The 20,591-nt window shown below is 38.9% G+C and carries 22 protein-coding genes; 18 read left to right on the forward strand and 4 right to left on the reverse strand.

Translation table 11 applies throughout. From position 1 onward, the window contains the following. The first annotated feature begins 277 nt into the window (after window positions 1–277). The 12 genes from ACVIJU_RS04995 (at window position 278) to ACVIJU_RS05050 (ending at window position 10,138) form a co-directional block, all read left to right on the forward strand. Window positions 278–481 (forward strand): hypothetical protein, encoded by a 204-nt coding sequence (locus tag ACVIJU_RS04995; protein WP_063388395.1) that lies wholly within the window; start codon window positions 278–280, stop codon window positions 479–481. 90 nt (window positions 482–571) lie between these two features. Continuing rightward, window positions 572–1,534: an ATP-grasp domain-containing protein gene (locus ACVIJU_RS05000; RefSeq protein WP_063388396.1), complete on the forward strand. Its 963-nt coding sequence runs from the start codon at window positions 572–574 to the stop codon at window positions 1,532–1,534. Window positions 1,535–1,554: 20 nt separating this feature from the next. After that, window positions 1,555–2,649 carry a hypothetical protein gene (locus ACVIJU_RS05005; RefSeq protein ID WP_339212057.1) on the forward strand — a complete coding sequence of 365 codons (1,095 nt, stop codon included), beginning with the start codon at window positions 1,555–1,557 and terminating at the stop codon, window positions 2,647–2,649. A 373-nt stretch (window positions 2,650–3,022) separates the two neighbouring features. After that, window positions 3,023–3,316, forward strand: a complete 294-nt coding sequence (locus ACVIJU_RS05010) for a UxaA family hydrolase (RefSeq protein WP_340807924.1) — start codon at window positions 3,023–3,025, stop codon at window positions 3,314–3,316. Next, the gene (locus ACVIJU_RS05015; protein ID WP_130157222.1) at window positions 3,306–4,460 is read left to right on the forward strand and encodes a UxaA family hydrolase; all 1,155 of its coding nucleotides are present in this window, start codon (window positions 3,306–3,308) and stop codon (window positions 4,458–4,460) included. Before ACVIJU_RS05010 ends, ACVIJU_RS05015 begins: the two co-directional genes overlap by 11 nt. A gap of 13 nt (window positions 4,461–4,473) precedes the next feature. Next, the gene (locus ACVIJU_RS05020) at window positions 4,474–5,430 is read left to right on the forward strand and encodes a hydroxyacid dehydrogenase (RefSeq protein ID WP_327848807.1); all 957 of its coding nucleotides are present in this window, start codon (window positions 4,474–4,476) and stop codon (window positions 5,428–5,430) included. Between the two features lie 15 nt (window positions 5,431–5,445). Continuing rightward, window positions 5,446–6,507: an Ldh family oxidoreductase gene (locus tag ACVIJU_RS05025; protein ID WP_130157224.1), complete on the forward strand. Its 1,062-nt coding sequence runs from the start codon at window positions 5,446–5,448 to the stop codon at window positions 6,505–6,507. Further along, the gene (locus ACVIJU_RS05030) at window positions 6,500–7,213 is read left to right on the forward strand and encodes a FadR/GntR family transcriptional regulator (RefSeq protein ID WP_456687345.1); all 714 of its coding nucleotides are present in this window, start codon (window positions 6,500–6,502) and stop codon (window positions 7,211–7,213) included. Before ACVIJU_RS05025 ends, ACVIJU_RS05030 begins: the two co-directional genes overlap by 8 nt. Window positions 7,214–7,528: 315 nt before the next feature. Then, entirely contained in the window at window positions 7,529–7,657 is a 129-nt protein-coding gene (locus ACVIJU_RS05035) for a hypothetical protein (RefSeq protein ID WP_261308733.1), read from the forward strand. 220 nt (window positions 7,658–7,877) lie between these two features. Further along, entirely contained in the window at window positions 7,878–8,324 is a 447-nt protein-coding gene (locus ACVIJU_RS05040) for a GNAT family N-acetyltransferase (protein ID WP_063388403.1), read from the forward strand. Between the two features lie 246 nt (window positions 8,325–8,570). Next, entirely contained in the window at window positions 8,571–9,011 is a 441-nt protein-coding gene (locus tag ACVIJU_RS05045; protein WP_063388404.1) for a MarR family winged helix-turn-helix transcriptional regulator, read from the forward strand. A gap of 35 nt (window positions 9,012–9,046) precedes the next feature. Beyond that, window positions 9,047–10,138 (forward strand): SDR family NAD(P)-dependent oxidoreductase, encoded by a 1,092-nt coding sequence (locus tag ACVIJU_RS05050; RefSeq protein ID WP_063388405.1) that lies wholly within the window; start codon window positions 9,047–9,049, stop codon window positions 10,136–10,138. 665 nt (window positions 10,139–10,803) lie between these two features. On the opposite strand, the gene ACVIJU_RS05055 is transcribed toward ACVIJU_RS05050, so the two are convergent. Together ACVIJU_RS05055 and ACVIJU_RS05060 are read right to left on the reverse strand one after the other, a co-directional pair. Continuing rightward, a complete protein-coding gene (locus tag ACVIJU_RS05055) occupies window positions 10,804–11,214 on the reverse strand; it encodes a DUF5367 family protein (protein ID WP_144598173.1) in 411 nt (136 codons plus the stop codon). After that, window positions 11,211–11,795 carry a TetR/AcrR family transcriptional regulator gene (locus tag ACVIJU_RS05060; RefSeq protein WP_144598172.1) on the reverse strand — a complete coding sequence of 195 codons (585 nt, stop codon included), beginning with the start codon at window positions 11,793–11,795 and terminating at the stop codon, window positions 11,211–11,213. The genes ACVIJU_RS05055 and ACVIJU_RS05060 overlap by 4 nt, the downstream gene beginning before the upstream one ends. Window positions 11,796–12,020: 225 nt before the next feature. Between ACVIJU_RS05060 and ACVIJU_RS05065 the strand changes: the two genes are divergently transcribed. Both ACVIJU_RS05065 and ACVIJU_RS05070 read left to right on the forward strand, forming a co-directional pair. After that, window positions 12,021–12,341 carry a MazG nucleotide pyrophosphohydrolase domain-containing protein gene (locus ACVIJU_RS05065; protein WP_063388408.1) on the forward strand — a complete coding sequence of 107 codons (321 nt, stop codon included), beginning with the start codon at window positions 12,021–12,023 and terminating at the stop codon, window positions 12,339–12,341. Between the two features lie 550 nt (window positions 12,342–12,891). Then, window positions 12,892–14,007, forward strand: a complete 1,116-nt coding sequence (locus ACVIJU_RS05070; protein ID WP_456687346.1) for an IS4 family transposase — start codon at window positions 12,892–12,894, stop codon at window positions 14,005–14,007. Window positions 14,008–14,162: 155 nt separating this feature from the next. Here ACVIJU_RS05070 and ACVIJU_RS05075 read toward each other — a convergent pair whose 3' ends face one another. Beyond that, window positions 14,163–15,065, reverse strand: coding sequence for a TauD/TfdA dioxygenase family protein (locus ACVIJU_RS05075; protein ID WP_186439284.1), 903 nt, complete (start codon window positions 15,063–15,065; stop codon window positions 14,163–14,165). Window positions 15,066–15,692: 627 nt separating this feature from the next. Between ACVIJU_RS05075 and ACVIJU_RS05080 the strand changes: the two genes are divergently transcribed. Genes ACVIJU_RS05080 through ACVIJU_RS05095 form a run of 4 tightly spaced genes read left to right on the forward strand, consistent with a single transcriptional unit; the run spans window position 15,693 to window position 19,821 of the window. After that, complete coding sequence (locus tag ACVIJU_RS05080; protein WP_063388410.1) at window positions 15,693–16,727, forward strand: ABC transporter substrate-binding protein; 1,035 nt, start codon at window positions 15,693–15,695, stop codon at window positions 16,725–16,727. Between the two features lie 39 nt (window positions 16,728–16,766). Beyond that, the gene (locus ACVIJU_RS05085) at window positions 16,767–17,594 is read left to right on the forward strand and encodes an ABC transporter ATP-binding protein (RefSeq protein ID WP_063388411.1); all 828 of its coding nucleotides are present in this window, start codon (window positions 16,767–16,769) and stop codon (window positions 17,592–17,594) included. A 26-nt stretch (window positions 17,595–17,620) separates the two neighbouring features. Next, window positions 17,621–18,442, forward strand: a complete 822-nt coding sequence (locus ACVIJU_RS05090) for an ABC transporter permease (RefSeq protein ID WP_232515604.1) — start codon at window positions 17,621–17,623, stop codon at window positions 18,440–18,442. Window positions 18,443–18,465: 23 nt separating this feature from the next. Beyond that, a complete protein-coding gene (locus ACVIJU_RS05095; protein ID WP_339193326.1) occupies window positions 18,466–19,821 on the forward strand; it encodes an LLM class flavin-dependent oxidoreductase in 1,356 nt (451 codons plus the stop codon). 589 nt (window positions 19,822–20,410) lie between these two features. Here ACVIJU_RS05095 and ACVIJU_RS05100 read toward each other — a convergent pair. Then, window positions 20,411–20,536 (reverse strand): hypothetical protein, encoded by a 126-nt coding sequence (locus ACVIJU_RS05100; RefSeq protein ID WP_277874806.1) that lies wholly within the window; start codon window positions 20,534–20,536, stop codon window positions 20,411–20,413. Between the last annotated feature and the right edge of the window lie 55 nt (window positions 20,537–20,591).

Here is a 20,591-nt window from a genome sequence, read left to right on the forward strand (position 1 = left end):
ATATTGTGTCTGAACTCAATTGCGCTTTAAACAACAAAACCGCTGTACCGTGTGTGAGAGTGTCTATCAAACATAGTGATTCTCTTATTTTTTAAAGCCGAAATGTATAAACTTGACTTTTCCAGGTGGAGGATTTAGCAAAAAGACCTATTTGTTCTCTCAATTTCATTCTTAAGCACTATTCAGAATAGGACATTTTATCTATAGGAAGATAAAGGTAAATATGTTATTTTTAAACAGAAAATTTTTTTAATATTTTGAATAGGAGGAATCAAAAATGAAAAAGAAATTGTTTATTGAAGAATTGGAAGTAAGGCAATCTAGCTCTCCGTTATTTGTGAGCCCTATTGTGGATCCGGGATATGCCACAACGTTAGCTTTAGGCGAAGAAGGAGGATATACAACTCAAGCTATCGGGGAAGAAGGCGGACCAATTGTTACCACATATGCACTTGGCGAAGAAGGCGGTTTTATAAAATAGGTTTTGCAAAAGTTGGACAAGCGCCCCAGAGAATGTTTTCTGGGGCGCTAAAATTCGGAAAATTCTCATTTATTTCATCGGAGGTGCGAAATGGCGGAAGTATCTGTTGGTATTATCGGTTCACAATTTGAAAGGCATTGTCTTTATTTACAAAAGGAATTGGTTCGACAAGGCGCCCAAGCATTCATTTTAGATAATTCGCCGGATGTCCCCTACCCCTTAAGCTTTGGCGGTGAAGACAGCCATTATGAAAACCGTGATTTATCGGAAACGAACGTTTACTTTTTGAGAGCATTATTTGTTCCTACTCCTGCATTCGATACTTCTCAAATAAAGGAACAAATCAAGGAGAATGGATTTTTGGCATATGCGGCGGAGCGGGAGAGATATGCTGCTTGGCTGTCTTGGTTAAAATCTTCCTCTTACTTCGGCAGACTCATCGTCAATCCTGTTGATACACTGCTCATTCATTTTGCAAAGCCTTATCACCTTGAGTGTCTAAGAAGAGCAGGTATTCCCGTTCCTAAAACGTTAGTAACCAGCAATCCGGAAAAAGTTTTGGAATTCAGCCATAACTGCGATGTCATCTATAAACCCGTTGCTGGAGGAGCATTGTGCCGTCTATTGACAGAGGAAGATAAAAAACCTGAAAGATTAGAAGCATTGAGCACAGCACCGGTGCAATTCCAAGAATACATACAAGGCCAGGATGTACGTGTATTTGTCCTGGACGGAAAAGTCATCGCATCATTTATCATTGAGGGAGAAGGAATTGATTATCGTGAAGGCGCCCATCAAGTCAAACCCTTTGAGATAACGCCAGAGATCGCTCAGTTATGTATAGAGGCATGCGAAACATTAGGGCTTATTTTCAGCGGAATTGATTTAAAACTACGTCCAGACGGTTCTGTTATATGCATTGAATGTAATCCAAGCCCAATGTTCGAAGGATTCGATCGGGTTGCCCCTGTTTCAATTGTTTCCCAGCTGGCTTCATACTTGATCAAACAAGCCATTCTTAAAGAGGAAAATAAACTGAAAGTGAGAAACTGACGTTTGGAGAGGGAGTATTTGTGAATTACTCACAGTCATTTCAAAAACCGTTAGTATACAAAATAGGAAAGATAAAAGAAGATCGGTACTGGATTGAACGACCGGATGGACTTTTATTGCAAATAGATAACTATTCAAAAAAATTGTTGGAGCAGTTGGCAAACAAAGAGCCTATATCTTCTATTGCAGATAAAATGGAAGTATCGGAGAAGGAAATTTTACTATTTCTTGAAAAGTTAGGCATCGATAAGGATGCAGCCTTTTCCCTTATTGAAGAAAAACAATCTGATTTTGAGCCGGATCAAAAGCCGCTCATAACCTATTACAATCCTTGGCTGGAGCGTAAATGGTTTAACTGGATTACCGCAGGTGCTGTTTTGATTTCGATCATCAGCACCGTTTTGTTCATGATCAACACTCCATTTTTTCTCGTCACTGATCTAAAAGGTCAATGGATCATCGCCGGAGTTTTAACATTTTCAGTCCTCATCCATGAGCTTGGGCACTTATTAACAATGCCGCGTACAGGGAACATTTCCATTTCTGTTCAATGGTCCGGGCCTGTCCCGTTATTTAGCATTGTTTGCAATGAAGCTTGGAAGCTATCAAAATGGCAGCGCATGCGGATCAACATCGCGGGCTTTACGGCAGATTTGATTGTATGCGGATTAACATCAGTGATCGGCTTATGCTTTGCACAGCTTTCACCATGGATTTGGTCCTTTCTTATTGTTCATATGTTTAGAATGCTGTTTGCGATTTTCCCGCTGCTTCCTGGAGACGGCTACTGGATGATCGTTGATCTATTGAATCAGCCGAATTTGTGGAAAAATGCAATAGATCAACTAAAGAAATTGAAAATTAATTGGCTTTCCTTCTATGCTTTTGTGCGGATTGCCTTTCATATCTTTATTTGGATTTTATATACGTATTTCATTTTTTTGTGGTCAGCTATCATATTCACAAGGCCGTTTGAAGACGTTCTTTTATTCTTTTTACAGCCTGCGCCGTTGTTGTTATTCCTGAACCTTTTCTATCAGCTGATTTTCATTACTTCCATCGGAATCAAGCATATAAGGCGGCTGGGCAAGGCGGAACGGGCTCTGGAACGGTAACGATTTTTCGCCATTTTATGAAAATCATAACTTAATGATTCGCCATAAACGGCTCTCGAGTTGTTGAAAAGATTGCAAGAGTGGAATTTTTGAATGATTATTCCCGGAACGGAGCCAATCTTGAACATAATTTAATTGATTTTTTTTGAAAAAATATTGACAAAAAATTCAATCCATGGTAATCTTTAAACCGCAGTAAATCAATAGGAATAATTTAGGTTCGATCAGACGACTGAAGGGCCTTGCAATGCTTGGAAATAATATATTTTCAGGCGTGCAAGGCCTGTTTTTATTTAATTTAAAGAAATTGGTTGGACCATTGAATGTCTGAACCAAATGCGTTGTAAAAAAGGAAATGGAGGGGTGGTTCATAGTGTCACACAAGTTTTTAGTACATAATGTCGGCGATTCTGTGGGAGTCGCAATAGAAGACATTGAAGCAGGCGAGCAAATCCAAGGGGTCATCTTAGAAGACGATTCAGTTGTTTCAGTAGAGTCTAGAGATTTTATTCCTCTTGGTCATAAGATTGCTTTAGTGGATTTGGATGAAAACAGCAAAGTAATTGAATATCGCGTACCGATTGGTGTAACTACAAAAAAAATCTATAAAGGGAGCTATGTTCATACTCATAATTTAAAAACGGCGAGGTGGAAATATGGAGAATAAAATTTGGGGTTATCGCAGAGAGAACGGAAGAGTTGGTATTCGGAATCATGTAGTGATCATGCCTGTCGATGACATTTCTAATGCGGCAGCAGAAGCGGTTGCTAAAATTGTTCCTGGTACTTTAGCGATCCCGCATGCATACGGGCGATTACAATATGGGCCGGATTTAGACTTGTTTTTTAAAACGATTATCGGCAACTGTTCTAATCCAAATGTAGCAGCTGTTGTTGTGATTGGTATTGAGCCTAACTGGACAAATCGAATTGTTGAGGAGGTACAAAAAACAGGCAAGCCGGTAGCTGGATTTTCAATTGAACGTTATGGCGATTTGTCTACGATTGAAAAAGCAGCTCGAACAGCACAAAAATTTCTGCAGGATGCTTCTGAAATTCGCAGAGAGCCTGTGGAATTATCAGAAATTTTAGTAAGTATTAAATGCGGAGAGTCGGATACGACAACCGGGTTAGGATCATGCCCTACGGTAGGAAATGTAGTTGATCGTTTAATTGACGAAGGCGGAACTGTTTTGTTCGGTGAAACCTCCGAATTAACTGGCGGCGAACATATAATTGCAGAGCGTTGTGCCACTCCAGAAGTAAAACAAAAATTTTTAAGCCTTTATCAAAACTATGTTGAAGAAATCGCATCAAAAGGTGTTGATCTGCTTGGCAGCCAGCCGACGGAAGGAAATATAAGAGGCGGCCTCACAACAATTGAGGAAAAGGCGCTCGGCAATATCGAAAAAACGGGCACAAAACCGGTGGTTGATGCTTTAGGACCTGCGGAGGCTCCAGTAAAAGCGGGATTGAATTTTATGGATACCTCCTCTGCAGCAGCTGAATGCATTACTTTAATGGCAGCTGGAGGGGCAGTCGTACATTTCTTTCCTACCGGTCAAGGCAATATAATTGGTCATCCAATAGTACCCGTTATTAAGCTTTCGGCAAATCCAATTACAGTTTCTACTATGTCAGAGCATATCGATGTAGACGTTACAGGATTATTGAAACGGGAATATAATCTCCAGCAGGCTGGCGATTTGCTGCTTGATATTTTGATCCGAACAATAAACGGACGTTTAACTGCAGCGGAAACATTAGGGCATAGAGAATTTGTTTTGACGAAACTTTATCGCAGTGCATGAGCGGAGGAAAGTAATGAAAATACTAATCTCTGAATATATGCCTGAATCCGGGATTAACAGGATGAGGAAAATAGCGGAGGTCGAATACAATCCGGATTTATGGAGAAATAAACAGGAATTAATAAACAAAATAATAGATGCAGACGCATTAGTCGTTCGAAACCAGACAATTGTTGATCAGGAAATACTGGATGCAGGGAAAAAATTAAAGGTAATCGGCAGATTAGGAGTCGGACTTGATAATATAAATTTACTTGCAGCAAAACAACGTAATGTAAAAATCGTCTCCGCCAAAAATGCCAATTCGGTTTCAGTAGCAGAATATGTTATGGCCGTTATTTTAACGGCATCGAGGTCTATCATACAAGCCGGAGAAGACGTTAAAAAAGGAAATTGGAATAGGAAATTATTTACGGGAAATGAGATATACGGGAAAACATTGGGATTAATCGGAACGGGAGAGATTGGCCACAGGCTTGCTAAAAGAGCCATTGCATTTGGAATGAAAGTGATCGGCTATGATCCTTATATAAGAGAATTCGATTATCCTTTTTCTGAAACGGGGATTACAAAGGTTGAATTAGCGGAGGTCTTAAAAGAGTCCGACTTTGTAAGCATTCATGTTCCGCTAACGAATGAAACAAGAAATTTACTTAGTACGAAAGAATTTAACTTAATGAAAAAAAATGCAATTATTATCAACACTTCTCGCGGGGGAATTATTGATGAATCCGCCTTATTCAAGGCGGTGGAATCCGGGCAAATAGCTGGTGCTTACTTAGATGTACTTGAGAATGAGCCGGTCGAAAAAGACTATTTTCTATTAAACAGCAGCAAGATTACTGTAACTCCGCATATTGCTGGATTAACAGAAGAGTCCCAAGAACGAATCACTAACATTATTTCAGATGAAATTATGAAAGTACTTGAGGGAAAAGAATCACTATTTTTAGTTTCATCTGATTTTTAAAAGGGTGAGTGAAGTTTGACTGTTTATGATGCGAAAGCTTTAAAAAAATTTGTTGAAGATGTTTTGGTGAAGCAAAACGTTAAAAAAGAGAATGCTGAAGTTGTAGCAGATTCATTAATAAGGGCAGATCTTGAAGGTATCACAAGCCACGGAATCAGCAGATTGCCGATCTATTCAAAACGTTTAAAAGAGGGGCGGATTAATCCGACCCCGTCCATAAAAATACAAAAAAAAGGGTTATCCATTTTAACTGTCGATGGAGATAACGGATTGGGCCAGATTGCATCATATTATGGCATTAAAGAGGGAATCAAAACAGCAAGAGAAACGGGAGTTGCTGCCATCGCCATTCGAAAAAGCAACCATTTTGGATGTGCATCATATTATTGCAAGGCAGCTTGCGATGAAAACCTTGCAGCAATTGTGATGACAAATTCTCCGCCTGGGATTCCGCCTTGGGGAGGCAAAAAAGCTTTCTTTGGAACGAATCCGATAGCATTTGGCTTTCCAGTCAAAAACGGACCGGATGTTATTATCGATATGTCTGCAAGCGTCGTTGCAAGAGGCAAAATTATAGAAGCGGCAAAGGAAGGAAAAGCCATTCCAAAAGGCTGGGCAATCGATCAAAGAGGCAATGATACGGAAGATCCTGCAGAAGCATTAAACGGAGCCGTTCTTCCTTCAGGAGGAGTAAAGGGGTATGGCTGGGCTTTGGCAGTGGAAATATTAACAGGGCTATTAACAGGTGCTGCTTACGGCCCACATGTCGAAAATATATATGACGATAACGGCCAAATAGCAAATGTAGGGCATTTTTTTATTTTAATCGATATAGAAAAATTTATGCCTGTCGATCAATTTACCTCTCTTCTGCAAAAAATGCTTTTGGAAATGAAAGCTGTTCCTAAAAAAGAAGAAGTCCATACAATTTTGTACCCTGGGGAACGAAGAGAACAATCTTATATTCATAAATTACATTGTGGTATTCATTTATCTCAGGAAGTTGAAAAGGATTTAGTGCAGCTGGCTAATCAGTTGCATTTGGAATTTCCTACCACAGGTGATCATTATGTTTGAAAATATTCGTTTTGATCGTTCCACTGTTCCGAATAAGATTGTTGAAGAATTGAAATCACTTATTCAAGAAAATAAGTTGAAACCCGGGGAAAAGCTGCCGTCAGAAAGAGAGCTTTCTCTTAAATTAAATGTGAGTCGAAATACAATAAGGGAAGCTTACAAAGTTCTCTCTACGCTCGGATTTATTGAAATTAAACAGGGGAATGGCGTTTTTGTAGCGGATGGAACGAATAATTTAGCTCAATTAGCCAATCATTACTTTGTCAAAAGCGACCAATTTGCAGATTTATTTGAAATAAGAATGCTCATTGAAACGCAAGCGGTAGTATGGACTGTTGAACGGGCATCCGATTCGGAAATTGACGTTTTGTATCAGTTTGTGAAAGAGACTGTACAATTAACCAGCGAAAATAAAGTGAATGAAAAGATATTGTCTGAACGAGATCACAAATTTCATATTAGAATTGCGGAGCTTTCCAAGAACGCAATTGCTTATCGGATAATGAACAGTCTCACTAGCCTTTTTAACAATATCAGGGTGGAGACATCTAAAATACCTGATCGGATGCACCATTCGTGGCTGGAGCACTTAGAAATTGTCGAAATGATCAAAAAGCGCGACATAATTAGGTCAAGGAAAAGCATGGAGAAGCATTTACAAAGTGTCGAGCAGACTTTAGAAAACGCAAAGAGGGATAACGGCTAACATATGACATTTAAGTTTATTTCCGAGAAAAAATCGACGGGTTCACCACTGTATTGTTCGGCCTCTTATCGGTAAATGAAAGCAAAACTCTATCACCCTTATATATGAGCTGATGTGCCTTAGCGCCGACGCTTGCCATTTCCCTGATTTTTATAGCAAAAATATATTGTCAGGCGCCATTTTTTCCGAGATTCATTGAGATATTTCTTGTGCTATTTGGAATTGGCTGTGTTTTGAAAGGAAAAAGGCAGAGCTGCCAGCAGGAAAAATTCGCCTCACCTTCTTTATTAAGCTTCTTAATTATGAGCATAGGCTGTGCAGCCAGTCCGTCAGCGGTATCCGTTCGCTGGATTTTTTTATGATGATGAGGAACTTATCCTAGAACCAGGCTATTTAAATTCTGAAGATTTTACGAAAGATGTACAAAATGAAACGGAAGCATAAACAAAATTAGCCGAAAAGACTAGAATTCGCAAATGACATGAAGGCCATTTTCTATTAAAATGATTTTAAGATTTAAAATAGATAGAAAATGGTAAGCAAAAACAACAGAGAAAGTTTTCTGTGCTGGCAACACCAAATCGAATAGTTTAATGGGGAGTGTTTTCGAACAGACGGGAGTCAGGATGCACTCCCCAGCTATTTACTATAGGGGGAAATTTTTGTGGCAGAAACAATTGCACCAATGACGGCAAAACATTTGGAACAATGTATTGAACTATATATGAAAGTTTTTAATCGTGACCCTTGGAATGAAAGCTGGACATATGAAACGGCTAAAGAAAGGCTTACAGATTTGCTGCATACTCCGAAATTTACAGGATTTTTTTGGGAAATCGATGGAACTCCCATTGGTTTTATAGCAGGGAACAGCAAGAAAACATATCAAGGAATAACTTTTTATTTAGCGGAATTATGCATCAATCATGAAATTCAAGGTAAAGGCTATGGCTCTAAGCTTCTCCAATATTTAGAGAAAGATTTACAAAAGAAACAAGTTAAAAGCATTTACCTCTTAACATCCACTGGAGGACTCGCAGAAAGCTTCTACAGAAAAAATGGTTATGCTGTGAATAGCAATCGAATTGTGATGAAAAAAAATTTGTTTTAGACAGTTTTTTCCTAGCTGAAATTTTATCCAGCCAATTTTCGGTCTCCGCCAAAGAATCATGCAATCACTGTGCGCATATGAAACCGAATGAGATAATGTTTTAAAACGAGAAACGAATTCAAATTTTGTCAAGTGCTATTCCCCACGCTTATGTTTGGGGAAATTTTTTTTGTGATTGACAAAAAATAATGGTAAATAGTTAAATATATTTAATTAAATATATTTAACTATTTATTGGGGGATTTTATGGTTAAAGACAGCATTGCGTTTATTGCAAATTATTTGTGGAGGGAATCGATTAAAAATTTACATATGCATTTGACGGAGGCAGAGATTAAAAAATTCAGCAGCAATGACTACTATTATTTAACGACTATTTACTATATGGGGAAACCCAATTTTTCTCAGGTGGCAGAAGCTTTGAACCTCACGAAGCCGGCTGTTTCAGCGATGATTAGAAAGCTGTCAAAAATGGGCCTTATAGAAAAAATACAATCGCAGGAGGACAAACGAGTTTATTATGTAAGTGTTACAGAAAAAGGAAAGAACATTGTCGAAGGTGATGAAAAGCTCTACAAGAAAATTGACTTGCAAATAAAAGAGTGTTTAGGAAGCGATCATAAATATGAATTTCTGGAAACTTTATTGGCAGAAATCGTTCGTTATTTGCAAAAAACAGATCGCTAATGCATCATATACATTCTTACATGGAGGAGCTGTTCATGAAAAGGAGTTTTGAGGGTAAATCCGTTATTGTCATAGGCGCTTCAGGGGGATTAGGTTCAAGCTTTGCAAAAGCTTTTGCCGATAAAGGTGCAAGGCTTCTTTTAGTTGGAAGGAATGAAGAAAAGGTTAAAAAGACAGCAGAGCAAATAACTGGAGATATAACAACAGCCGTTTTTGACATTACTGATTTACAATCGATTGAAGAACTGAAAGATATTGTAAAAAGGTGGTCGGCCCATATTGATATTGTCGTCAATGCTTCGGGTTATGACGTGAGAAAGTCTTTAGCTGAGCATAGTTATGAAGAAGCGAAGAACACGCTTGATATCAATCTTTTAGGAGCGATTCTTATAACGAAGGCATTCCTGCCGCATATGAGAGAACAAAAAGGCAGCACGATTGTGCATATCGGGGGATTTGCAGATGGCCGCTTGGCTTTTCCTTATTATAGTGTCGATGCTGCATCACGTGCAGGGCTGTTCACATTTATTGAAGCTGTAAACCGTGAATTGGAATTGGAAGGCAGTCAAGCAAGGGTTGCCTATTTTTCGCCAAGTCCTGCAGATACTGAAGCTGAAAGACCATTTCATCCGCTTTGGAGGAAAATGGGTGTTTCCATTATGCCTGTTGAAAAAGTGGCAGAGGATTTGCTTAAAACAATTGAAAAAAAGAAGACAGTACGAATTATGGGAGGGATGTCCACGATCCTTTTTGCCAAGCTTAACTCCATATCACCGAAGCTGGCTGATGCTATCATGATGAGAAAATATGGAAAAATGCTTCAACAATTTTTTTACAGGACAGAGGATGGCGGACAGCAAAAGCCGAGTAGGCATAAAAGAGGCTATCTCCGCAAGATTGCTGTCATTCTTATTATCGCCTCGTTTATTTTGTATGGACTAGCCGCCGTTGTCCCATTGCTTCCGCTCACTCTTACTCAAAAAGCGGCGGCTGTTCCGGCGCTGATTGCAATTGGCGAAATCGTTTGGTGGGCCGGGCTGGCAATCGCAGGTCGGGAAGTCGCTGCCAAGTACAAAAAATATCTTAATCCGTGCACTTGGTTTTCCTGTAAAAGAAAAACAATTTAAAGATTAGAAAAGTGCCATCAGCTGGAATTCTAAACTTTATGCGAGAAGTGAGGAGCTTGGAATTTTTTTTTGCCAGATTGGCATATTCTTATTGTTAGTTGTTGGAATAGGATTCATTTCAAAATTATTGGGTAAATATAGTTTGTATTTTTTGCTGGCTCTCACTTTTACAGTTTTAATTTTTGCTGTTCTAAATACGAATGATTTTAGTAATCGGCCTTCTTATATGTTGTTTTATTTGGAACAGTTTGTCTAGCTTCAATGATAAAATTGATGATCAAAACGTATAAGTTAAAATAAAAGGTTCTTCGGAGTTTTATCAGGTAGACGGCAGCTTATAAATAGCGTAAAAGGACATTTTGAAATTCTTTTTAATGAGAAAGACGTCCTCAACATCTATCTTGCTTTCTTCTAAATGTTGATTCGGTTATTAGGCAGGCGGCAGCATGGATTACTTAAATAAGGAAAAGAAAAGACTCACGTTTTGATAAGGTGAAATCCCTTTAAATTCGAACAGTCATACAATGCCCTAAAGGGGCTGTCTTAGAAAGTCAAATCGTCATTGATAACCACGATATATCAACATTTCTAAAACATTAATGGGGGCGTCAATAAGCCGTAAAAACGACTTATTAGACACCCACATTTTGTGATTGCATTTTAATTCATTCGGTTTTAAGCTTCTTTTTCATTAATTCATTTATTATGGCAGGTATTAATAAATACAATGCGTAGGCAAAAGACATCCATGCTGCAAAAGCGATAACCTGCGGCTCATCAAGCTTAGGAAAAATCAGCTGGTGGTTGGATAAAGAAAAAGTATCTAAAATTAAACCAACGATCGTGCCGATGAATCCAAATTTCAGCGGTGCATTTTCGGCTTTGTCAAACAATACATATAAATACGTGGCTCCTGCCAATAACACCCCTGTTCCAGCTATTAGCAAAGAGAGGCTGACAGCAAACTCCGCTGTACCCGGTCTGAAAAGAACGCTGTCCCCAAACATAACAAAAAACATTGTGGCAAAAAACCAAACAAAAACGCTCCAGCATGCTGTGTGCAAATATCCTTTCATTTGTTCTCCACCTCTTGTAAGCCGCTCAATGCTATAAATAATTTCTCAAGTTCTGCGTATGTTTTCTCTACCGGAAAATTTTTTGACAATAGAGCCTGTAAGGCGATTCCGTCTACAACAGCGTTTAAAATGATCGCCCATGTGTCAAGCGAAATTCCTTTAATTGGTGATAAAGGCCATATTTTTAATAAATTTTCCGCTAGAGCTTTATTTTCTTGTAAAATAATCCCCTCAAGCTGTTCCCTGATTTTATCATTATGAAAACCTGAAACGACGAGTGTTAAGAACAATTTATGAAAAAAAGAATCATGAGAACAACGGCTTTTCGCTGTCTCAATCGCTTGTTTAATGATGTTGCCGTCACTTTTCGATAATTCGTCCCAAGAACTGTCGCAAATATCTTTTACAATATCCAATAATAATTGTTCTTTTGTTCGAAAATGATAATAAACAGTCCCCTGCGTAACCCCTGCCGTTTCGGCGACTGCCCTCAATGTGAACTTTTCAATTCCGTTTTTGACTAAACACTTCTTCGCGGAACGAATTAATTCATTTTTACTAATAACATTCGGCTTTGCCATATGATCACTCCTTATTAGTTATTCATATAACTAACTTAACTCAAAAAAATTTACCGTTTATTCACTGATTCATTTTAGATTATACAAAATTCTTGACAGTACCACAATATAAAATGGTCATAATTACCATCTTTTCAAAAGTCATTTGAATTCTCTCATTTGAATATTGACAAGAAAAGAGTTTTCATGTTGACTCTTTTAAGAGAGAAAGGGCAGGTGAACAAAATGGATATCAATGAGTTTCAACAATGGGTGAAGGAGTATTATGACAGCAGGGGCTGGGCTGAATTAGATATTTTTGTCCGCATTGGATTTTTAGCCGAAGAAACGGGGGAAGTTGCCCGAGCTATAAGAGCGCTTGAAATTGGCAGAGACAGACCAGACGAATCAACAGGTTCAGTTGAGGAAAATAAACAGGCATTAATCGAAGAGCTGGGAGATGTGTTAGGAAACATCATAGTGATTGCAAACAAATACAATATTCCTTTGGAAGAAGTATTTCATTCACATAAAAAGAAGCTGTTAGATCGTTATTCTACTGTTTAAGTTTTATGTCTTAAAAATTCCGTAATAAGGTAAAATTGCGGCATCGCTGTTTCACGTGGTGAACGGATTCTTCCGTATTCTTTGATGCCGCAAACGATTGTTGAATAGATTGTGAAATCCATTTCTTTTTATGGTCGACCAATTGCAAATAAACTTTCTTTTCCGGGCAATAGGGGGGATGCCCAATTTTCAAAAGTCATTAGCGATAAAAACGATTCCAAGGTTATTAGATAAAAGGCAGTGTTCGCATCAGAGGATGACGATTCTGCGTAAAACGGTTCCGAACTTATATAGCTTGATATTCACATAAGGGAGATGCCGTTTTTATTTGGTTATAAAAATTTTTGAAGTTTAACTTTTTAACTGAAAGGCTTTTATAAATTATTGGTTAGAAAAATCCTGATGGGACTCACTAGTGTTGCATTAATTTAATTTTAATATTAAAAAGACTCACAATCTTCACTTATTTTATTTTGTGAAAAGAAAAAGTCCTTTATAATGGATAAGTCAGGTGGTAACCCGTCCAAATCCACTAAAAAGGACCAAACTCATGGACAAGATTACACGAAAAACTTCATTTGGACAATGGTTTTCGCCAATAAATCTTCAATTATTTGAAGAACAGGTGAAAACGATGAAATTAGATTACTATACGAAAAAATTAACGACAGAGTCATTTCTAAAATTACTGCTTTTTGCGCAATTGGAAGAAATCGAAAGTCTCCATGCGCTAAGCGATTGCCTTTTTGATGACCAACTTCAAAAAGGGGTCGACCTTAATTCTATTAGTATTTCACAGTTGTCACGGCGATTAAATGGTATAAACCCAGATCTATTTCAAAAGCTTTTTCTTGATTTAGTCGCAAAAATTCATGCCAAAACACAATACACAAAACGGGTCATGCCTTTAAAAATCATTGATTCAAGCACATTGCCACTTAATTTGACCAATCATAAATGGGCGAAGTTTCGCAAAACAAAGGCTGGTGTAAAGCTGCATTTGCGCCTTGTGTTTATGGAAAAGGGGATATCCTATCCTGAAAAAGCTTTGATGACAACGGCAAGAGAACATGACCGTGGACAGCTTGAAATCATGGTGGATGACAAGGAATGCATGTATGTGTTTGACCGTGGCTATCTAGACTATGAGCGCTTTGATCGTATGACGGATGACGGCTACTTCTTTCTTTCCAGACTACGGAAAAACGCTGTTATACGGGAAGTTTATGATTTTAAACTACCCGAAGATACGAGTGTTTTGTCGGATCAAATGGTATTGATTGGCACAACTCAAAACCGTGCTGAAAATTACTTTCGCCTTCTAAAAGTGATGGATTCAAAAGGAAATGAACTCCATTTAATCACAAATCGTTTTGATTTAAGCGCCGAAGAAATTTCCGAGATGTACAAATCACGATGGGCTATTGAACTGTTTTTTAAATGGGTCAAACAACATCTCAGCATCAAAAAATTCTATGGTCAAAGTGAATGGGCGATTCAAAATCAAGTATTTATCGCACTTATTGTTTTTTGCCTACATGTTCTGGCACAAATCGAAACAAATAGTACGCGAAAAACCTTACAAATTAGCCGTTATTTAAGGGCTGCATTGTGGAAACCAGCGCATATCTGGCTTCGAAAAATTGAAGGAAAAGCCATCCCTTAATAAGTAAATTGTCGTCGTCGCACAGGTCTAATTGTCAATAAATTTCCAAATGGATGGGGTCACCTTTAATTGGGTACTTACCTTTTTGGCTCTAAACAGGAAAAATAATAAAACTGAAAATTACGACAATATTTATGCAACACTAGTGGATGGGACTATTTTTCTATTTTTCGTGTAATGCTGCGGCGGCCGTCTATACTAACAGGAACATCTCCTGCAATTGTAATTCTTCTCACAACTCTTTGTTCGTCGCCATAGTCATTTATTGCATAATGCTGGGTTGCACGGTTATCCCAAATCACAACATCTCCTGCACTCCATTTCCAGCGAACTGTATTTTCTAATTGTATAATATGCTGCTGCAGGACAGTGAACAATTGGGCTGAATCGAAGGTGGAAAGTCCGACAAATTTTTTGACAAAATGACCAAGTAAAAGATTGCGTTCACCGGTTTCAGGATGTATATGGACAACGGGGTGCTCGGTTTCATATAAAGTGGAAGTGAATACTTCGTCATAGTGCTTTTTTGCTTCAGGAGATATATTATATCGCAGTGCTGCATAATCATAGGCATTTGTATGGATTGCCCACAATTGATCAGCAAGATTCCGCAGTTCTGTTGGCAGAGTTTCATAGGCAGCAGCTGTGTTCGCCCAAACAGTATCCCCTCCTGCTTCAGGGATCACAACCCCCCGTAAAATGGAGAATTTCGGAAATGCATCTACAAATGTAACATCTGTATGCCATGAATTGGCCCGGTCGCCACGATCAGAGTCTAGCTCAAAAATATAATTGGAGCCGTCTTTTGCTGGAACAGTTGGATGAACAACAGGATTGCCAAGCAGCTGTGCAAAGGCTTCCTGCCCCGCATCATCTAGATGATGCTGATTTCGGAAGAAAACTACCTTGTACTTTAAGATCGCTTCGCGAATAAATTGAATTGTTTCAGCATCTAGTTCATCGGAAAGTTTGATGCCTGATATTTCAGCGCCAATTCGTCCGGCAACTGGTTTGACAATAATCTCTGATTCATTTTGTACTTGTTTGACATCAGTCATAGAGATCGCCTCCTCAAGAAAGTTTATGATTCTACGGAATATTCATCTTTCTCAAAATTTCATCGGCACTTAATAGAAGCCCCACCTCCTTACTCGTTGAGTGAGCCATTTTAATAAACCGATAATAAGCAAGAAAGCCAGAGCAGATGAGCTCCGGCTTCCAGATGGCTGGTCAGCTTTTTATTCCAGTTGTAAATCCTATGAATTCATATCGGTTTAGTAAAAATATTAGATTCGCAAGAAAAAAATGTCAATATTAAATTTTAAAAATTTTTTATTTATAAAAAATTAATATTTTACAGTAAATTTTAGCTTGACTATTTTTCATTTGCTCAGTAACATTAAGGATAACTAATGGATACTAATTCAATAGGAAATATCGGTTAATTGATTGTTCCCACCGGTCAACCGGAGACATTGCTGCAAAATGTCTCCGGCATTTTTTTAATAGATGAATATGCCGACCAGTACACTGGAGGTCTTTACAGAAAATGTAAAGACCTTTTTTATGCGGGCTGGCATGGACTTAATTGAACTGCCGTATACCGAACGGTACGTGCGGTTGTGTGAGAGGTCGGGGGTTAGTCACCTCTTCCTATTCAATTGAAATCAAAAGGGAGGAGTAAGATGAAGTTGTTGAAGAATTGCAGAGTGATAGGAATTTTATTGTTAGTAGGGACAGTTGTTTTATCTGCTGGCTGCCAGAACAAAACAGTTGCTGAAAAAGAAGGCAAAGCCGGAGGTGATGGCAAATATGAGACGCTGACACTGCGCTATCAAGGATCTCCTGGACAAGTCACTTTCCCGGAATTGGCGGAAGATTTAGGTTATTTAGATCCAATCAAACTTGAATGGGTTGGAAATACAACGAGTGGACCACAGGATATCCAAACAGCTGCAACAGGGGAAATTCATTTTGGCGGTGCATTTAATGGAGCAATTATTAAATTAAAAGCCAGCGGCGCCCCGATTAAAGCCGTGATCAGTTATTACGGCAGCGATGAAGATACGTTCAGTGGGTTTTATACATTAGAGGATAGTCCGATTAAAGAGGCGCGAGATTTAATTGGCAAAAAAGTCGGGATGAATACTCTCGGTGCACACCATGAATTCGTGTTAAAAGAATACTTGCGTCAAAATGGATTAACAGAGGAAGAAATTAAAAAAGTAACGATAGTGGTGATTCCGCCAGTCAATGCAGAACAAGCATTGCGTAATAAACAAATTGATGTAGCTGTGTTAGGCGGAATGCTGCGAGACCGGGCATTAGAAAGGGGCGGGATTCGGAAGCTCTTTAGTGATTATGATTTGTTTGGTGCTTTTAATGCGGGCAGTTATGTTTTTACTGAGAAATTCATTAAAGAAAATCCGAATACTGTGAGAAAATTCGTTGAAGCAACAGCGAAAGCAATTGAATGGGCGCGTTCAACCCCTAGAGAAGAAGTCATTGCACGTTATGAAGCAATTATTGAAAAAAGAAAACGAAAAGAAGATGGTGAAACAGTTAAATTTTGGAAAAGTACAGGAATCGGCTCGAAAGGAGGTTATATACAGGAGAAAGATTTTCAAGTGTGGATCGATTGGCTAATAAAAAGCGGTGAGTTGAAAAAAGGCGAAATTGGGCTGGATGACTTATACACAAATGAATTCAACCCTTACTAAAGGAAGCTTGAACAAAAATGTTTAGGAGGTGTTCAACAGGTGACAGATAAAATTCAATTTGACCATGTCACAAAAATTTTTAAAATTCGGGATGTTGAAAAGGGAAAAGGAAGCTTTAAAGAGTTTACCGCATTGAGGAACGTTCATTTTTCCGTTAAAAATGGAGAATTTCTAACGTTAGTCGGGCCGTCAGGATGCGGAAAATCAACTTTGCTTGATCTTCTCGGCGGATTATCTCAACCAACATCTGGGAAAATTTTAATAGATGGGAAGCAAATCGACGGCCCCGGTTTAGATCGAGCAATTGTCTTTCAACAGTACGCCTTGTTTCCTTGGAAAACAGCTAAGGGAAATATTGAGTTTGGTTTAAAAGCGAAAGGTGTGCCAAAAAAGGAACGTTCGGAAATCGCCCGTCATTTTTTGGAGCTAGTCGGCTTGTCCGGCTTTGAAGAACGTTATCCCCACGAACTATCAGGCGGGATGAAGCAGCGTGTAGCTATTGCTAGAAGTTTGGCTTTTGACCCTGACGTTTTATTAATGGATGAACCGTTTGCGGCCTTGGATGCTCAAACACGCGAAACATTGCAAAACGAATTGCTTCGTATCTGGGAAAAAACAAAGAAGACGATCGTGTTCATTACTCATGGAATTGATGAAGCCGTGTACTTAGGACAGCGTATCGCTGTAATGACTTCACGTCCGGGGACGATAAAACAAATTATTACAAACTCAGCTCATTCCCAAGCAAAGGAAGACGATGCGCGTTCCACGCCGGAATTTGTAAAGACTCGCCATCAAATTTGGGATTTACTTCGGGATGAGGTCAGTAAATCGCAAAATGATCATAAAAAAGAGCATTCAGCTTAGGAAATTTAATAAAAGGAGTGATGACATTGGCTAGTGTTAGCAAATCCATTCAAACTACATATGAAACGAGAAAACATATCCGTTTTTCTTTTCACTGGATCCAAAAACTTGTGAAGCAAACAGCCGTTATTATCCTGCTGCTTTTATTTTGGGAAGTGGCGCCTCGCATTGGAGTGACCGATCCGACGTTCTTTCCGCCTTTTTCAAAAGTAGTTGAAGGCTGGTGGGGATTAGTTGTCTCAGGTGAATTATTGGCTCACTTTCAAGCGAGTATTGTACGTTCATTTATTGGATTTGGAATTGCGCTGCTTATTGCTATTCCTCTCGGATTATTGATTGGCTGGTACCCGATCGTTAGCGATTTGTTAAACCCGGTGCTGGAATTATTCCGAAACACAGCTGCATTAGCGTTATTGCCTGTATTTATATTAGTGTTTGGCATTGGTGAAACATCGAAAGTAGCGATTGTCTTATTCGCTTGTACATTTCCTGTTCTGCTAAATACTATTAGTGCCGTTCGAAATGTCGATCCGTTACTTATTAAATCGGCAAGATCAATGGGATTACCGCCATATAAATTGTTTTATCAAGTCATTTTGCCTGCATCTATTCCGACTATTTTTACCGGAATACGTATGGCGGGAACAGCCTCCATTCTCGTATTAATTGCTGCTGAAATGGTAGGGGCTAAAGAAGGATTAGGATACTTAATTAATTATACTCAAATGAATTTTCAAATTCCCGAAATGTATGCCGGTATTATTACCATTGCCATACTTGGCTTTGTATTAAATTATATTTTAGTATCTTTGGAAAAACGGTTCTCTGCTTGGAAGACAAATCAATAATAAAGGAAAGAGGGGAAAATTAAATGACGGCAAATAAGCGCGAAATGAAATTAGGTGCATTTTTCATGATCCCAGGGCATCATGTCGCAGCTTGGCGGCATCCTGATGCAGAAGCTCATAATGTCATGAACTTTGATTTTGTCAAAAGGCTTGCGCAAACGGCTGAACGAGGAAAGTTCGATATGATCTTTCTGGCGGACACGTATGCAGTAAGAACAGGGAATCAAAAGGCATTTGAGCAGACAGTGAATACACTTTTTGAACCATTTACTCTGTTATCAGCCCTTTCATCTGTGACCGAACGCATTGGGCTTGCAGCTACCGTGTCGACCACATTTAATGAACCCTTTAATGTAGCGCGAAGATTTGCCTCGCTTGATCATTTGAGCAAAGGCCGGGCAGCATGGAATGTTGTCACATCCAATACGGAAGCAGAAGCTCATAACTTTAGCTTAGAGCATCATCTTCCGCATGAACAGCGTTATGATCGTGCTGAAGAATTTGTAGATATAGTGAAAAAGCTATGGGATAGTTGGGAAGATGACGCTTTAGTGATTAATAAGGAATCGGCTCAATTTGTGGACGGCTCAAAAATACAGGCCATTCATCATAAAGGAAAGTGGTTTTCTGTAGAAGGACCTTTAAACGTTTCCCGTCCTGTTCAAGGCCATCCGGTTGTGATCCAAGCAGGTTCGTCTGAAGCTGGAAAAGAGCTGGCCGCACGTACCGCGGAGGTTATTTTTACAGCGTGGCAGACGCTTGAAGAGGCTCAAGCTTTTTATGCCGATGTGAAAGGAAGAATGAAAAAATATGGGCGTTCACCAGATGAATTGAAGATTATGCCAGGTGTTTTTCCTGTTATCGGAAGAACTGAAGAAGAAGCTGAGAAGAATAAGAAGCTGCTGGAAGAACTTATTCCTGAAGAAGCAGGAGTTGCTCTTTTATCTGGAATGTTAAGTGTTGATTTATCAGGGTATCCTGTCGACGGTCCCTTGCCTGATTTGCCTCATTTGGAACAAATAAATGGAGGGAAAAGCCGTTTTAAGCTGTTAAAAGACCTTGCTGAGCGTGAAGGATTAACGATTCGTAAGCTATATCAACGGATAGCAGGAGCACGAGGGCATAGAGAAATTAAGGGAACACCTGAACAAATTGCCGATCAACTGCAAGAATGGTTTGAAAATGGGGCAGCTGATGGCTTCAATATTATGCCGCCATATTTGCCCGGAGGACTTGAAGACTTCGTTGACTTAGTGATACCTGAACTGCAAAAACGGGGATTGTTCCGCACGGAATATGAGGGCAATACTTTACGAGAACATTTAGGGCTAAAACGTCCTGAAAATACTTTAATTGCTAAAATAGGAGAGACACTGTAGATGAAGGGAAATATTGCATCTAAAAAAATAGTCATGCGAAAATGACAGTTTAATGGTCGAGTCAATTAGTTAGGGGTGTCCCAAAAAGTAAAACTTTAGGGCATCCTTTTTATTTTAGAAGTAAGAGCTGGCCGCTTCTTTATTGGAATTAGACTAAGATGCATTTACATAAATTATCTTTTTTATATAATTTAGAAATTAATAAATATTTTAAATTGAAAAGTTCATACTCTATTTTTGTTGCATGGACTGGAAATTCGATAAAAAAAACTTTCTGAAACTTAGTATACGAGGAGTGAGAGGCTATGGAAATATTTCTAGCTTGGAAGGATAATTCTTGATTGAATGTTTCTTGCTGCTCGATGTGTTTCAATAATTTAGAAATGTGATCATCCGAATGAGGGAACGAACGATTTTCGTTTGGTTTTTCAGCTGGAACGTGGCCCGTTACTTCTTCGAACGCCCCTTTCCCAAACCGGTCAACGACAACGATCGCGGAGTTCTCTAACTGCATGTTGTGTTGTTGAACAAGGGTTTGAAAGTGTCTTAGTTTGCCAGGTCGCTTTCAATAAATAATCGCTGTACACGGTCATTTTTGATGAAGGTATAACCGTTCTTTTCCAATAGCTAGGCACCATTTTCGTAATGTACTATCGCCAATTCCTAAGGTATGGCTCACTTCTTTGGTACTGTAAGCTTGTTCTTGCGATTTCATTCGTTCAACCTCCTAGTGGGATGGGACGGGATATAGAGCGTCTCTCCTATCCGTT

The organism is Aeribacillus sp. SP014 (assembly GCF_054055575.1).